The sequence below is a fragment of the Streptomyces sp. NPDC006687 genome (assembly GCF_040636215.1).
In the GTDB taxonomy this organism is placed as follows: domain Bacteria; phylum Actinomycetota; class Actinomycetes; order Streptomycetales; family Streptomycetaceae; genus Streptomyces.
Genome location: NZ_JBEYJJ010000015.1, coordinates 106,210 through 119,487, shown reverse-complemented (window position 1 = coordinate 119,487; position 13,278 = coordinate 106,210). Strand labels below are relative to the sequence as shown.

Below are 13,278 nucleotides of genomic sequence, written 5' to 3'. Positions count from 1 at the left end.
GCGTGCAGCTGGAGGGCGGGGTATGACGGAGGAGTCCGTCCGGACGGTGGGGGAGCTGCGGGCGCGGCTCGCCGCGCTCGGGGCGCGGTGGTCCGTCAGCGAGCACCTCGCCGACGCGGACCCCCTGCCGACGCCCGCGCTCGGCCTGGAGCCGGGGCCGAACCTGACCCCCGCCGCCGAGGCGGGGACCGTGGACCTGCGGGCGCTGGTGGGGCGGGAGAGCGGCAACCCGGACCTCACCCGCCGCCGGGCCGCGAACGGGCTGCTGCCGGGGACAGCGGCGGCCGGAGCCTTCGCGGCGCCGGGCACGGCGGCGCCCCCGGCCCCTGCCGCGCCGGGGACGGCCGCCGGCCCCGGGCGGCCCGTGGCCGTGGACTGGCGCTCCCGGTGGGGCCGGTCCTGGCTGACCAAGGTCAAGGACCAGAACCCCTGCCACTCCAGCTGGGCCTTCGCCGCGGCCGGCCTCGTCGAGTCGATGGCCCGCATCGAGCACGGCGTATGGGCGCCGCGCTCCGAGGGCGACGTCCGCGACGGCCTCAAGGCCCCCTGCGCGCAGGGCGGCGACCCCGAGACCGCCCTCGGCTGGATCCGGGACCACGGCGGCATCGCCGACCCCCGCTGCCGGCCCTACACCACCCCGCCCCCCGGCCTGCCCCCCGAGCGGCGCGACGCCTGGCGGGCCGAGTACACCCCCACCTGGGACCGCTCCGGGCGCACCGTCCGCATCCCCGACCCCGTACGGCTCGGCGACGTCGAACAGCAGAAGGTGTGGCTGGACACCGTCGGCCCGCTCACCGCCTGCTTCGACGTCTACGAGGACTTCCCCGCGCTCGGCGCCGGCGTCTACCACCGCACCAGCGACCGGCTCACCGGCGGGCACTGCGTGCTGGTGGTCGGCTACGACGACGCCGCCGGCTGCTGGCTGTTCAAGAACTCCTGGGGCACCGGCCACCACACCGGCGGCTACGGCCGCATCGCGTACGGCGAGGCCAACATCGACTACTGGGCCAAGTGCGGCCTGCGCGACACGAACATCGACCCCTGGAGCAAGCGCCGCCTGCACACCGGCAACGTCTACGAGAGCGGCAACGGCCGCGCCCACCGCAACATCGAACTGTCCGCGACCGCCGGCGGCGGCCACCTCCGGCACTGGTGGCGCGAGGGCGACCCCCCGTTCGCCTGGTCCCGCTCGGCCACCTACGGCAGTGACGCCTCTGGCCAGCCCGCCTTCACCGGCACCACCTACAACCGGAACATGGAGTCCCTGCACGTCACCATCGGCGGCCGGCTGCGCCACTGGTACTACGAGCAGGCCGTCGGCGTCTGGCGCGACGGCGGCGCCTTCGGCCCCGGGGACGCCGCCGTCGGCTCGACCCCCGCGTTCATCCAGAGCGACTACGGCCACCCGGGCAACTTCGAGGCGGTCGTCCGCACCGCCGACGGCCGCCTCCACCACTGGTGGCGGATCAACGGCGCCCCCTGGACCTGGAACGACGGCGGCCGCTTCGCCTCCGGCATCGCCCACTACGGCCCCGCCCTCCTCCAGACCCGCGCCCGCACCCTCGACCTGGTCGCCACCCGCACCGACGGCCGGATGCAGCGGTGGTGGCGCGACGACCCCGACGGCTTCACCTGGCGGCCCGGCGAGGTCTTCGGCAGCGGGGTCACCTCCGCGCCCTGCCTGATCGAGACGCAGCACGAGGCCGTGGACGAGGACACCGCCGGCACCTACGAGCTGTGCGTGGCGGTCGCCGGCGGGCGCGTCGAGCACTGGCGGCGCGGCAACGCCACCGGCGCGCCCTGGACCCGTGACGCCGTCTTCGGCCACGACGCGGCGGCCGTCACCGGGATGCTCCAGGGCAGCTTCGGCTTCCGCCTGGAGGCCGTCGTCCTGCGCACCGACCGGCTGCTCCAGCACTACTGGCGCGACGGCGCGGGCTGGCACGAGGGGGCGGTGATCGGCCCCGCGTGAACCGGTGATCGGCGCCGCGTGAACCGGTGAGCGGGGGTCCGCATCGTGGACGGGAGGACCGGTGTATCCCTCATGTATCTATCCTGGGCCCATGCCCCCCGAGGAGCCCGTCCCCGATCCACCCGGTGGGCGGCGGGCCGTCGCCGTCTGGTCCATCGGCGTGGCCGTCTACTTCGTCGCGGTGATCTTCCGTACCAGTCTGGGCGTGGCCGGGCTGGAGGCCGCCGACCGCTTCCACGTGAACGCGTCCGCCCTGTCGGTGTTCTCCCTCCTCCAGCTCCTCGTCTACGCCGGCATGCAGGTCCCGGTCGGGCTGATGGTGGACCGGCTGGGCACCAAGAAGGTGCTGACGCTCGGCGCCGTCCTCTTCACCGCCGGCCAGATCGGCTTCGCCCTGTCGCCCACCTACGCGATGGCGCTGGCCGCCCGCGCCCTGCTGGGCTGCGGGGACGCCATGACCTTCATCTCCGTCCTGCGTCTGGGCACCCGCTGGTTCCCCGCCCGGCGCGGACCGCTGATGGCGCAGCTGGCCGGGCTGGTCGGGATGGCGGGGAACCTCGTCTCCACCCTCGTCCTCGCGCCCGTGCTGCACGGCGCCGGCTGGGTGCCGGCCTTCGCGGGCAGCGCGGTGGCCGGGCTGGTCGTCCTGGTCCCGCTCACGCTGTTCCTGCGCGACCACCCCGAGGGCCACGCCCTGCCGCCCGCGCCGCCCGGCGGTGGCGGGTTCGTACGCCGCCAGATACGGGATTCCTGGCGGGAGCCCGGCACCCGGCTGGGGCTGTGGGTGCACTTCACCACGCAGTTCCCGGCGATGGTGTTCCTGCTGTTGTGGGGGATGCCGTTCCTGGTCGAGGCGCAGGGGCTGGACCGGACCACGGCCGCCGGGCTGCTCACCCTGATCGTCGCCGCCAACATGGGCTGGGGGCTGGTCTACGGCCAGGTCATCGGCCGTCGCCAGGGCGCGCGGCTGCCGCTGGCGCTGGGCACCGTCGGGGTCACCGCGCTGCTGTGGGCGTCCGTCCTGCTCTACCCGGGCGAGCACGCCCCGATGTGGCTGCTGGGCACCCTGTGCGTGGTGCTCGGGACCTGCGGCCCGGCCTCGATGATCGGCTTCGACTTCGCCCGCCCGGCCAACCCCGCCGAACGGCAGGGCACCGCCTCCGGGATCACCAACATGGGCGGCTTCCTCGCCTCGATGACCACCCTGCTGGCGGTGGGCGTCCTGCTGGACGCCACCGGCGACGACTACCGGACCGCCTTCGCGTCGGTGTTCGCCGTGGAGCTGCTGGGCCTCACCCAGATCCTCCGCCTCCGCCCGAAGGCCCTGGCCCGCGAACGGGACCGCGAACGCGACCGCCACCCGGCGGTGGCGCTGCCCGCCGCCGGAGGCACCCCCCGGGCGGCGGCGTCCCCGTCCACACCCCGCTGAATCCGCCTACGGAGTCACGGCGAAGTTCGCCAGGATCGCGTCCGCCAGCTCCGCGTCCCCGTCCACCTTCACCCGGTCCGCGACCGTCCGCGCCCGCACCCGCCCCGCCGCCAGCCGGACGTACGTCGGCCAGTCCAGCGACAGCGACACCGCCGGACCCAGCGAGGGCGTCGAGTCGAGGGTGGCCCGGCCCGCCGCGTCCACCCGTATCGTCCGCAGGAACTCCAGCTCGCCGTGCACGTCCAGCACCACCGCCGTGTTCGGCGGCGCGCCCGCACCCTTCGCGACCACCTTCGGCAGGCCGGCCAGCAGGATGTCCCGCGCCACATGCGCCCCCGGCGCATCCCAGTCGCCCGGCGCGCCCAGCGAGGCCCGCAGGTCCTGCTCGTGGATCCACACGTCGAACGCCCGCAGCCGCAGCGACAGCTCCAGCGGGATCTGGTCCCCCTGCGGTCCGCGCACCAGCGTCGTGGCCGGATCCCGCTTGTCGCCCCGCAGCTGGCGCTGGCGGCGGATGACGGTGTACTCCAGCTCGGAGGTCATCTCCACGGCGGTGTGGTGCCGGCGGACGTCGACCGGAACCTCCATGTAGCGGGTGAACTCGTCCACCACGTGCCGCAGGTCGCGCGGGAGGGTGTGGATCGGCCGGGGGTCGCCGAGCTGCTCCAGCTCCATGCCGATGATGTGGGAGACGACGTCGCGGACCGACCAGCCCGGGCACGGCGTCGGCAGGTTCCACTGGGCATCCGTCAGGGGGAGCACCAGCTCGGTTATCGCCTCGATCGAGTGTGTCCACGCGTCGACGTAGGGCTCAAGACTGGGATGGACGGTCAACGGGACCCCTCGCTGGCTGTTCAGTGGCGCGTTGTGGACTATTCCCAAAACTACGCTGCCGATGAACACCCCGGCAGCGCTTTCGTGTGACGATCGTAGGGCTTGAGTTGACCGGCTGACATGCCAGGACGGTGGTAGTGTGCGCGCCTCGCTGATCCAAATCGCGGTGGACGAAAGGGAGTCGGTGGCTTCCCGGCGGTCCCGGGCCGCCGATCTCGTACGGGAGCAGAGCGGCTCCGATCTCGTCGTGCTGCCCGAACTGTGGACGGTGGGCGCCTTCGCCTACGAGCAGTTCGAGACGGAGGCCGAGCCGCTGGACGGGCCGACGTACGAGGCCATGTCCAAGGCCGCCCGCGACGCCGGGGTCTGGCTGCACGCCGGCTCGGTCGTGGAGCGCGCCGGCGACGGCTCCCTGTACAACACCGCCCTCGTCCTCTCCCCGGCGGGCGAACTCGCCGCGACCTACCGCAAGATCCACCGCTTCGGCTTCGACCAGGGCGAGGCGGTGCTGATGTCCGCCGGCGACTCCCTGACCACGGTGGCCCTGCCGGAGCAGACCCTCGGCCTGGCCACCTGCTACGACCTGCGCTTCCCCGAGCTGTTCCGGGGCCTGGTCGACGCGGGGGCCACGACGATGGTCGTCTCCGCGGGCTGGCCGGCCCGGCGGCGCGGGCACTGGACCCTGCTGAGCCGGGCGCGGGCGGTGGAGGACCAGTCGTACGTCCTGGCCTGCGCGACGGCCGGTACGCACGCGGGCGTCGAGCAGTCCGGGCACAGCCTGGTGGTGGACCCGTGGGGCGAGGTGCTGGCGGAGGCGGGCCCCGGCGAGACCGTCCTCACGGTGGACCTCGACCCGGCGAAGGTGGCCCAGACCCGGGACCAGTTCCCGGCCCTGAAGGACCGCACCCTGAACCGCTGACCCCACCGGGGGCCGCTCCCGGCGGCCCCCACGCCCCCTCACGAGCCGCCTCCCCCCTCCTCCCGCTCGCGCTCCACCATGCGGATCACGCACACCGCGACCGCGACCATCAGCGCCGCGTCCGCCTCCTCCCGGACCACGTCCACCGCGTACGTCTCGCGGATCCGGTACCACTGCCGCGAGACCAGCGCGAGCAGCTCACCCTCGTACTCGACCTTGAACTCCCGGTCGAGGATCCGCCCGCTGACATCGAGCTCCGTCCCCTCGGACATCGTCACGCGGAAGTGGTTGCGCAGCAGCGACAGCCGCTTGCGGCGGATCACCGCGAGCCGCTTGCCGTCCCGCTCCAGGGTCATCGCGTCCCGCAGCCCCGGCAGTCCCAGCCCACCGAACAGCCGCTCCCGCAGGGTGATCAGCACCCGCCCCAGAGGATCCTTCAGCTCCAGGGTGTCGCGCAGCCGCAGCGCCTTCCCGTCGACCAGGAAGGCGTGCCGGCCGTCCTCGTCCTCGATCCAGTAGTCGTCCCCGATGGCCAGCAGTTTGTCCCGAACGAGGTATTTCATACGCGGATCGTTGCCCGCGATAGGTTGCCGCCATGCCCCTCCTTTACGTGACCGACCTGGCCTACCCGGCGCGCGGCCGCCGCTACGGCGACGAGGACGTCCAGCTCACCTCCCGGCTGCGCGAGCACTTCCCCCTCGCCCTGTGCCACCCGCTGGACGCCGAGGCCCTGATGCCCGGCTTCGACGCGGTGATCGTCCGCAACAGCGGGCCCGTCCTGCACTACCAGGAGGCGTACGACTCCTTCCGCGCGGCCGCCCTCGCCGCCGGAACCCGCGTCTACAACCCGCTCACCGGCCGCGCCGACATGGCGGGCAAGCAGTACCTCCTCGACCTGACGGCCGCCGGCCACCCCGTCATACCGACGGTGGACGACCCGGCCGACCTCCACCTCCTGCCCCCGACGGACCTGTACGCCGTCAAGCCCCGGCAGGGCGCCGACTCCATCGGCCTGACCTTCACCCCGGCCCCCGCCACCCGGCCGGGCGAGGCCCTGATCCAGCCCCGGATCGACTTCGCCTACGAGGTCTCCTTCTACTTCGTCGACGACGCCTTCCAGTACGCCCTCCACGCCCCGGACCCCTCCCGCCGCTGGGACCTCGTCCCCTACGACCCCACCGCCGACGACCTGGCCTTCGCCCGCCGCTTCATCGACTGGAACACCCTGGCGCACGGCATCCAGCGCGTGGACGCCTGCCGGGCCCCGTCGGGGGAGCTGCTCCTGGTGGAACTGGAGGACCTCAACCCGTACCTCTCCCTGTCCCTCCTCCCCCGGCCCACCCAGGACTCCTTCATCGAGGCCCTGGTCGCCTCCCTCAAGGCTTTCCTCGCCGCGTGATCCCCCGTTCACAGGCGGATGGCAAGCTTGAAGGATGAACGATGCTGCCCCGGCGCCCACCCCCGCGCCCGCACCCCGTAAGCGTGCCCGTGTCCGTGCCCCCGAGCTGATCGGCAAGGGCGGCTGGCTCAACACCGGAGGCAAGGAGCTCACCCTCGCGGACCTGCGGGGCCGTGTGGTGATCCTCGATTTCTGGACCTTCTGCTGCATCAACTGCCTGCACGTCCTCGACGAGCTGCGTGAGCTGGAGGAGAAGCACCGCGACACCGTGGTGATCATCGGGGTGCATTCGCCGAAGTTCGTGCACGAGGCAGAGCACGCCGCCGTCGTGGATGCCGTCGAGCGGTACGAGGTGCACCACCCCGTGCTCGACGACCCCGAGCTCGCGACCTGGAAGCAGTACGCGGTGCGGGCGTGGCCCACGCTCGTGGTGATCGACCCCGAGGGGTACGTCGTCGCCCAGCACGCCGGTGAGGGGCACGCGCACGCCATCGCGCGGCTGGTCGAGGAGCTGGAGGCCGAGCACGAGGCCAAGGGGACGCTCCGGCGCGGGGACGGGCCCTACGTGGCGCCCGAGCCCGTCGCCACGGACCTGCGCTTCCCGGGGAAGGCGCTCGTGCTGCCCTCCGGGAACCTGCTCGTCTCCGACTCGACGCGGCATCAGCTGGTGGAACTCGACGCCGACGGGGAGAGCGTCGTGCGGCGGATCGGCAGCGGGGAGCGCGGGTTCGGGCCGGACTCCTTCAGCGAGCCGCAGGGGCTCGCGCTGCTGCCCGACGGGCGGGTGGTGGTGGCCGACACCGTCAACCACGCGCTGCGGGTGTTCGACCCCGCCGGCGGGACGGTGGAGACCGTCGCCGGGACCGGGCGGCAGTGGTGGCAGGGGTCGCCCACCTCCGGGCCGGCCCTGGAGGTGGACCTGTCCTCGCCGTGGGACGTGGCCTGGTGGCAGGGCCGGGTGTGGATCGCCATGGCCGGCGTGCACCAGCTGTGGACCTGGGACCCCGAGGCCGGCACCGTCCAGGTCGCCGCCGGAACCACCAACGAGGGGCTGGTCGACGGGCCCGCCGCCGAGGCGTGGTTCGCCCAGCCGTCGGGGCTCGCGGCCGCCGGCGACCGGCTGTGGGTCGCCGACTCCGAGACCAGCGCCCTGCGCTACGTCGAGCCCGACGGGGAGGGCGGCTACGCCGTGCGCTCCGCCGTCGGGACGGGCCTGTTCGACTTCGGGCACCGGGACGGGGACGCCGCCCAGGCGCTGCTCCAGCACCCCCTCGGGGTGACCGCCCTGCCGGACGGCTCGGTCGCGGTCTGCGACACGTACAACCACGCCCTGCGCCGCTACGACCCCGCCACCGGCCAGGTCACCACCCTGGCCACCGATCTGCGCGAGCCCAGCGACGCCGTGCTGGCCGGCGAGGACATCGTGGTCGTGGAGTCCGCCCGGCACCGGCTGACCCGGCTGCGGCTGCCGGAGGAGGCCGTACGGGTCGACGCGGTCGCCCACCGCACCCAGCGGGCCGCCACCGAGGTGGCCCCGGGCACGCTCCGCCTCGACGTGGTCTTCCAGGCCCCGGCGGGCCAGAAGCTCGACACCCGCTACGGCCCCTCCACCCGCCTGCTGGTCTCCTCGACCCCGCCGGAGCTGCTGGAGCGGGGTGAGGGCCCCGGGACGGGCCTCTTCCGGGACCTGGTGCTGAACCCGGCCGTCACCGAGGGCGTCCTGCACGTCTCGGCGATGGCCGCGTCCTGCGACGACGACCCGGCGAACGAGTACCCGGCCTGCCACGTCCACCAGCAGGACTGGGGCGTCCCGGTCACCGTCACCCCCTCCGGCACCACCCGCCTGCCGCTGGTGCTGGCGGGCATGGACGGCTGACGGCGCGCGGAACTCCTGTCCTTCCCCGGGGGGTTCAGCCCTCCAGGAAGGACAGGAGGGCGTTGGCCAGGAGGTAGGGGTCGTCGGAGCCGCAGAGTTCGCGGGCCGAGTGCATCGAGAGGATGGCCACGCCGATGTCGACCGTCTGGATGCCGTGGCGGGCCGCGGTGATGGGGCCGATGGTCGTGCCGCACGGCATGGAGTTGTTGGAGACGAACGTCTGCCACGGGACCCCGGCGCGCTCGCAGGCCGCGGCGAAGACCGCGCGGCCGCTGCCGTCGGTGGCGTAGCGCTGGTTGACGTTGACCTTCAGGATGGGGCCGCCGTTGGCGCGCGGGTGGTGCGAAGGGTCGTGGCGTTCCGCGTAGTTGGGGTGGACGGCGTGGCCGGTGTCGGAGGAGAGGCAGATGGTGGCCGCGAAGGCGCGGGCCTTGTCCTCGTAGGTGCCGCCGCGTGAGAAGACAGAACGTTCCAGCACGTTGCCCAGCAGGGGGCCGTCCGCGCCGGTGTCGGACTGGGAGCCGTTCTCCTCGTGGTCGAAGGCGGCCAGGACCGGGATGTGGTCCAGCTTGCCGGAGGCGGAGACGGCCGCCAGCGCCGCGACGCCCGCGTGGACCGACAGGAGGTTGTCCATGCGCGGGCCGGCCAGGAGTTCGCGGTCGCGGCCCAGGTAGGCGGGCGGCTCGATCGAGTGGACCATCAGGTCCCAGCCCGCCACCGAGCCCTGGGGCAGCTCCTCTTCCTCCTCCAGGAAGGCGATCAGGTCGCCCTCGCGGGCGTCGCCCAGGCCCCAGATCGGCTGCATGTGCCGCTGCTTGTCGAGCTTGAGGCCGTCGGTGTTGACCGAGCGGTCCAGGTGCACGGCGAGCTGCGGCACGCGCAGCAGCGGGCGGTCGATGTTGACCAGCCGGTCGGTGCCGTCGCGCAGCGAGAGGCGGCCCGCCAGGCCCAGGTCGCGGTCGAGCCAGGTGTTGAGGAGGGTGCCGCCGTAGATCTCGACGGCGATCTGCCGCCAGCCCTGCGAGCCCGTGTCCGGTACGGGCTTGACGCGGAGGTTGGGGGAGTCGGTGTGCGCGCCGATGATCCGGAAGGGGGTGTGCGCGGCCGCGCCCTCGGGCACGTACCAGGCGATGAGCGCGCCGCCGCGCAGGACGAACCGGCCTCCTGTGCCCGAGTCCCAGGCGTCCGATTCCGACAACTGCCTGAAGCCTGCCTTTTCCAGCCGCTCGGCCGCGTTGGCCACGGCGTGGTACGGCGACGGACTGGCCGCCAGGAAGGTCATCAGATCGTCGGTGTGGCCGCGGTCGAAGCGGGCGGGAGAGCTCATGTGGTTCACCTTAACGACGGTCGTGTTCGCCTTGGCCGGACTGCGGCGGTTGGCCGAGGGGTCGGAGGCCCGGCGGGTGCGTGGTGCGCGGTCCCGTGGTCCTCAGCCCGGCGGGCGCTCGAATCGGCGCTGCAGCTGCCTGCGCTCGCCCCGGCGGATGCGCGGGAGCATCTCGGGGGTCTGCGGCGGGCGCTGAGCACGTCTCTTGCGTCCGGCGCAGAAGATACAGCCCTCACCGGCCGGAGCATCGGGGTCCGTCGGCGCGCCGGGATGTTCGGAGCATCCCGAGGCGTTGCGCGGCCGGGACAGCTCGCGGGCGACGATGAACGCCCGGTGGAGGTCGTCGGCGAGGCGTACGAAGTCCTCGTCGGGGGAGCCGAGGGTGAGGTGGAAGCGCTGCTCGTCGATGCCGCGCAGGTACCGCCGCAGCACGTCGAGGGTGTACGGGGGCTCCGGGACGGGGTAGCCCAGGCGCCGCTGCTCGACGGGGGCGGCGGGCGCGGCGGGCCGGCCGCCGTGCAGGCGCCGGCCGAGGCGGCGGCGGTCGTTGCAGATGAGGCAGCGGCCCCAGCCCTCGGGCGCCTCGGGGTCGAGGGCGCCGTTGGGGTGCTCGGGGCAGCCGGTGTAGCTCTTGGCGGGGGCGAGGGCGGCGGCGGTCTTGAACGCGATGTACAGGGCGTCGGCCACGGGGTCGTACTCGGCGGGGTGGGCCCCGTCGTAGAGGTCCTTGATCCGGTCCCCGAGGGCGCCCACGCCGGCCTGGAGCTCCTTGAGGGCGTACGGGCGCCCGGTGGGGACCGTGTACCCCCTGCCGCTGTGCTGCTGCTCCTGTGGACTCATGCCTACGAGCGTCCCACGAACCGCTGACATCCGTGGAACCCCCCTGATGAGCGGCCGGACACACCGGTGGCCGGACCCTCGACAGGAGAGGTCCGGCCACTGGTGCGTACGTACACCGCGTACGGCTGGGGGAGGCCCGGGAGGCTTAGAAGGCGGCCTCGTCGAGCTCCATGAGCGAGTTGTCGACGGCCTCGGCCAGCGCCCGCTGGACCGAGACGCCCGGCAGGACCTGCGAGGCGAAGAACTTCGCGGCGGCGATCTTGCCGGTGTAGAAGGGCACGTCCTTCGCGGAGGCGGTGGCGAGCTTCTCGGCGGCCACGGCCGCGCCCTTGAGCAGCAGGTATCCGACGACCACGTCACCGGAGGCCATCAGCAGGCGGGTGGTGTTCTGACCGACCTTGTAGATGTTCTTGACGTCCTCGCCGGTGGCGGTGAGGTCGACGATCATCTGGCCGACGATGGCCTCCAGGTCCACGGCGGCCTTGGCCAGCGCGTCGCGGGCCGGGGCCAGCTCCTCGCCGCCCACGCCCTCGGCGAGGAACTTCTTGATCGTCTCGGAGAGGACGTTCAGCGAGGCGCCCTGGTCGCGGACGATCTTGCGGAAGAAGAAGTCCTGGCCCTGGATGGCCGTGGTGCCCTCGTAGAGGGTGTCGATCTTCGCGTCCCGGATGTACTGCTCGATCGGGTATTCCTGGAGGTAACCGGAACCGCCGAAGGTCTGCAGGGACTCCGAGAGCAGCGCGTACGACTTCTCCGAGCCGTAGCCCTTCACGATCGGCAGGAGCAGGTCGTTCAGGCCGATCTCGGCGGAGGCGTCCTCGCCCGCGGCCTCCTTGACCTGGATCGCGTCCTGGACGGAGGCGGTGTAGAGGACGAGGGCGCGCATGCCCTCGGCGTACGCCTTCTGCGTCATGAGCGAGCGGCGCACGTCGGGGTGGTGCGTGATGGTGACCTTGGGCGCGGTCTTGTCCATGAAGTTCGCCAGGTCCGGGCCCTGCACGCGCTCCTTGGCGTACTCCAGCGCGTTGAGGTAGCCGGTGGAGAGCGTGGCGATGGCCTTCGTGCCGACCATCATGCGGGCGAACTCGATGATCATGAACATCTGGCGGATGCCGTCGTGCTTGTCGCCGATCAGCCAGCCCTTGGCGGGGTGCTTGTCGCCGAAGGTCATCTCGCACGTGTTGGACGCCTTGAGGCCCATCTTGTGCTCGACGTTCGTCGCGTACACGCCGTTGCGCTCGCCCAGCTCGCCGGTCTCCCAGTCGAAGTGGAACTTCGGGACGAGGAAGAGGGACAGGCCCTTGGTGCCCGGGCCGTGGCCCTCGGGGCGGGCGAGGACGTAGTGGAGGATGTTCTCCTCCATGTCGTGCTCACCGGACGTGATGAAGCGCTTGACGCCCTCGATGTGCCAGGAGCCGTCGGCCTGCTGGATGGCCTTGGTGCGGCCGGCGCCGACGTCCGAGCCCGCGTCGGGCTCGGTGAGCACCATCGTGGAGCCCCAGCGCTTCTCGACGGCGATCTGCGCGATCTTCTTCTGCGCCTCGTTGCCCTCGGCGTGCAGGATGCCGGCGAACGCCGGGCCGGAGGAGTACATCCACACGGCCGGGTTCGAGCCCAGCAGCAGCTCCGCGTACGCCCAGATCAGGGAGCGGGGGGAGGTGGTGCCGCCGATCTCCTCGGGCAGGCCCAGGCGCCAGTACTCCGAGTCCATGAATGCCTCGTAGGACTTCTTGAAGGACGCGGGGACCGGAGCCGTGTTGGTGGCCGGGTCGAAGACGGGCGGGTTGCGGTCGGCGTCCGCGAAGGACTCCGCCAGCTCGTTCTCCGCGAGGCGGGTGAGCTCGGACAGGATGCTCTTGGCGGTCTCGGTGTCCATCTCGCCGAACGGGCCCGTGCCGTACAGCTTTTCGCGGCCGAGCACCTCGAAGAGGTTGAACTCGATGTCGCGGAGATTCGACTTGTAGTGCCCCATGGCGACGGCTCCGTTAAGGCTCGGGGAGACAGGTTCCTCGTACATACCAATCGGTAACGTAATGATGCTACCCGCCAGTAATAAGGCGCAACCCCTACGGCGTGGACTGTGACGATGGCGACTCCCGCGGCAGCTCGCACCACACCGTCTTGCCGTGCCGTTCCCGGCTGACGCCCCAGCGCAGCGACACGGCGGCCAGCAGGGCGAGCCCCCGCCCGGACTCGCCGGTGTCGGCGGTGGCCACCGGCGGTACGGGCCAGGCGTGCGGGTCGGGGTCGGTGAGCTCGACCCGCGTACGGGTTGCCCTTCCGGTGATCCGCAGGGTGACGGGCGTGCCCTCGCCGAGGTGGGTGATGACGTTGCCGAGCAGCTCGCTGACGCACAGCTCGGCGTCGGCGGAGCCGTCGGCCCCGAGGTGCTCGCGGACGGCGTGCCGGAGCAGGCCGGCGGCCTTGGGGACGGCGAGCAGCCGGATGGTGAGAGTCACCGGGCCGCCAGCGCGTCGGTCAGGAGCCGGGCGGTGGCCAGGTTGCAGTTGCCGAGGGAGATCAGGGGCGGGTCGGCGTAGCTCCCGGCGTAGGAGAGGAGGTGCAGGTCGAGGGAGGGGAGCGTGATCCCGTGCCGGCCGAGTGCCTCGCGGAGCCGGTCGAGGCATTCCCGGGCTTCACGGTCGTGGGCGTGGCTCATGTGGGGGGCGCCTTCCTGTGGGT

The 13,278-nt window shown here is 72.6% G+C and carries 12 protein-coding genes; 5 read left to right on the top strand and 7 right to left on the bottom strand.

The genetic code is table 11. The features are described from left to right. Nucleotides 1-22 precede the first annotated feature (22 nt). Nucleotides 23-1,972: a C1 family peptidase gene (locus ABZ716_RS19755; protein ID WP_358809653.1), complete on the top strand. Its 1,950-nt coding sequence runs from the start codon at nucleotides 23-25 to the stop codon at nucleotides 1,970-1,972. Between the two features lie 91 nt (nucleotides 1,973-2,063). Next, the gene (locus ABZ716_RS19750; protein ID WP_358960420.1) at nucleotides 2,064-3,401 is read left to right on the top strand and encodes an MFS transporter; all 1,338 of its coding nucleotides are present in this window, start codon (nucleotides 2,064-2,066) and stop codon (nucleotides 3,399-3,401) included. Nucleotides 3,402-3,407: 6 nt separating this feature from the next. Here ABZ716_RS19750 and ABZ716_RS19745 read toward each other — a convergent pair whose 3' ends face one another. Then, complete coding sequence (locus tag ABZ716_RS19745; protein ID WP_358960417.1) at nucleotides 3,408-4,235, bottom strand: maleylpyruvate isomerase family mycothiol-dependent enzyme; 828 nt, start codon at nucleotides 4,233-4,235, stop codon at nucleotides 3,408-3,410. 139 nt (nucleotides 4,236-4,374) lie between these two features. Between ABZ716_RS19745 and ABZ716_RS19740 the strand changes: the two genes are divergently transcribed. Then, complete coding sequence (locus tag ABZ716_RS19740; RefSeq protein ID WP_358809650.1) at nucleotides 4,375-5,154, top strand: carbon-nitrogen family hydrolase; 780 nt, start codon at nucleotides 4,375-4,377, stop codon at nucleotides 5,152-5,154. Between the two features lie 38 nt (nucleotides 5,155-5,192). On the opposite strand, the gene ABZ716_RS19735 is transcribed toward ABZ716_RS19740, so the two are convergent. Further along, nucleotides 5,193-5,717, bottom strand: a complete 525-nt coding sequence (locus ABZ716_RS19735) for an LURP-one-related family protein (protein WP_358960415.1) — start codon at nucleotides 5,715-5,717, stop codon at nucleotides 5,193-5,195. 32 nt (nucleotides 5,718-5,749) lie between these two features. Between ABZ716_RS19735 and ABZ716_RS19730 the strand changes: the two genes are divergently transcribed. Both ABZ716_RS19730 and ABZ716_RS19725 read left to right on the top strand, forming a co-directional pair. After that, nucleotides 5,750-6,553 carry a hypothetical protein gene (locus ABZ716_RS19730; RefSeq protein ID WP_358960413.1) on the top strand — a complete coding sequence of 268 codons (804 nt, stop codon included), beginning with the start codon at nucleotides 5,750-5,752 and terminating at the stop codon, nucleotides 6,551-6,553. A 34-nt stretch (nucleotides 6,554-6,587) separates the two neighbouring features. Further along, on the top strand, nucleotides 6,588-8,429 hold the full coding sequence (locus ABZ716_RS19725; RefSeq protein ID WP_358960410.1) for an NHL domain-containing thioredoxin family protein: 1,842 nt from the start codon (nucleotides 6,588-6,590) through the stop codon (nucleotides 8,427-8,429). 34 nt (nucleotides 8,430-8,463) lie between these two features. Here ABZ716_RS19725 and ABZ716_RS19720 read toward each other — a convergent pair whose 3' ends face one another. The 5 genes from ABZ716_RS19720 to ABZ716_RS19700 form a co-directional block, all read right to left on the bottom strand. Continuing rightward, complete coding sequence (locus ABZ716_RS19720; protein WP_358960407.1) at nucleotides 8,464-9,756, bottom strand: M18 family aminopeptidase; 1,293 nt, start codon at nucleotides 9,754-9,756, stop codon at nucleotides 8,464-8,466. Between the two features lie 102 nt (nucleotides 9,757-9,858). Beyond that, nucleotides 9,859-10,596, bottom strand: a complete 738-nt coding sequence (locus ABZ716_RS19715; protein ID WP_351877838.1) for a hypothetical protein — start codon at nucleotides 10,594-10,596, stop codon at nucleotides 9,859-9,861. Nucleotides 10,597-10,741: 145 nt separating this feature from the next. After that, the gene (locus ABZ716_RS19710) at nucleotides 10,742-12,568 is read right to left on the bottom strand and encodes an acyl-CoA dehydrogenase (RefSeq protein ID WP_355966947.1); all 1,827 of its coding nucleotides are present in this window, start codon (nucleotides 12,566-12,568) and stop codon (nucleotides 10,742-10,744) included. 94 nt (nucleotides 12,569-12,662) lie between these two features. Continuing rightward, complete coding sequence (locus ABZ716_RS19705) at nucleotides 12,663-13,055, bottom strand: ATP-binding protein (RefSeq protein WP_358960405.1); 393 nt, start codon at nucleotides 13,053-13,055, stop codon at nucleotides 12,663-12,665. Then, a complete protein-coding gene (locus tag ABZ716_RS19700; RefSeq protein ID WP_358960402.1) occupies nucleotides 13,052-13,255 on the bottom strand; it encodes a hypothetical protein in 204 nt (67 codons plus the stop codon). Before ABZ716_RS19700 ends, ABZ716_RS19705 begins: the two co-directional genes overlap by 4 nt. Nucleotides 13,256-13,278: the final 23 nt, after the last annotated feature.

Bases quoted from the DNA above. Each gene is read 5' to 3' on its own strand.
- ABZ716_RS19755 (WP_358809653.1), top strand. From the start codon at position 23: ATGACGGAGGAGTCCGTCCGGACGGTGGGGGAGCTGCGGGCGCGGCTC.
- ABZ716_RS19750 (WP_358960420.1), top strand. From the start codon at position 2,064: ATGCCCCCCGAGGAGCCCGTCCCCGATCCACCCGGTGGGCGGCGGGCC.
- ABZ716_RS19735 (WP_358960415.1), bottom strand. From the start codon at position 5,717: ATGAAATACCTCGTTCGGGACAAACTGCTGGCCATCGGGGACGACTAC.
- ABZ716_RS19730 (WP_358960413.1), top strand. From the start codon at position 5,750: ATGCCCCTCCTTTACGTGACCGACCTGGCCTACCCGGCGCGCGGCCGC.
- ABZ716_RS19725 (WP_358960410.1), top strand. From the start codon at position 6,588: ATGAACGATGCTGCCCCGGCGCCCACCCCCGCGCCCGCACCCCGTAAG.
- ABZ716_RS19720 (WP_358960407.1), bottom strand. From the start codon at position 9,756: ATGAGCTCTCCCGCCCGCTTCGACCGCGGCCACACCGACGATCTGATG.
- ABZ716_RS19715 (WP_351877838.1), bottom strand. From the start codon at position 10,596: ATGAGTCCACAGGAGCAGCAGCACAGCGGCAGGGGGTACACGGTCCCC.
- ABZ716_RS19710 (WP_355966947.1), bottom strand. From the start codon at position 12,568: ATGGGGCACTACAAGTCGAATCTCCGCGACATCGAGTTCAACCTCTTC.
- ABZ716_RS19700 (WP_358960402.1), bottom strand. From the start codon at position 13,255: ATGAGCCACGCCCACGACCGTGAAGCCCGGGAATGCCTCGACCGGCTC.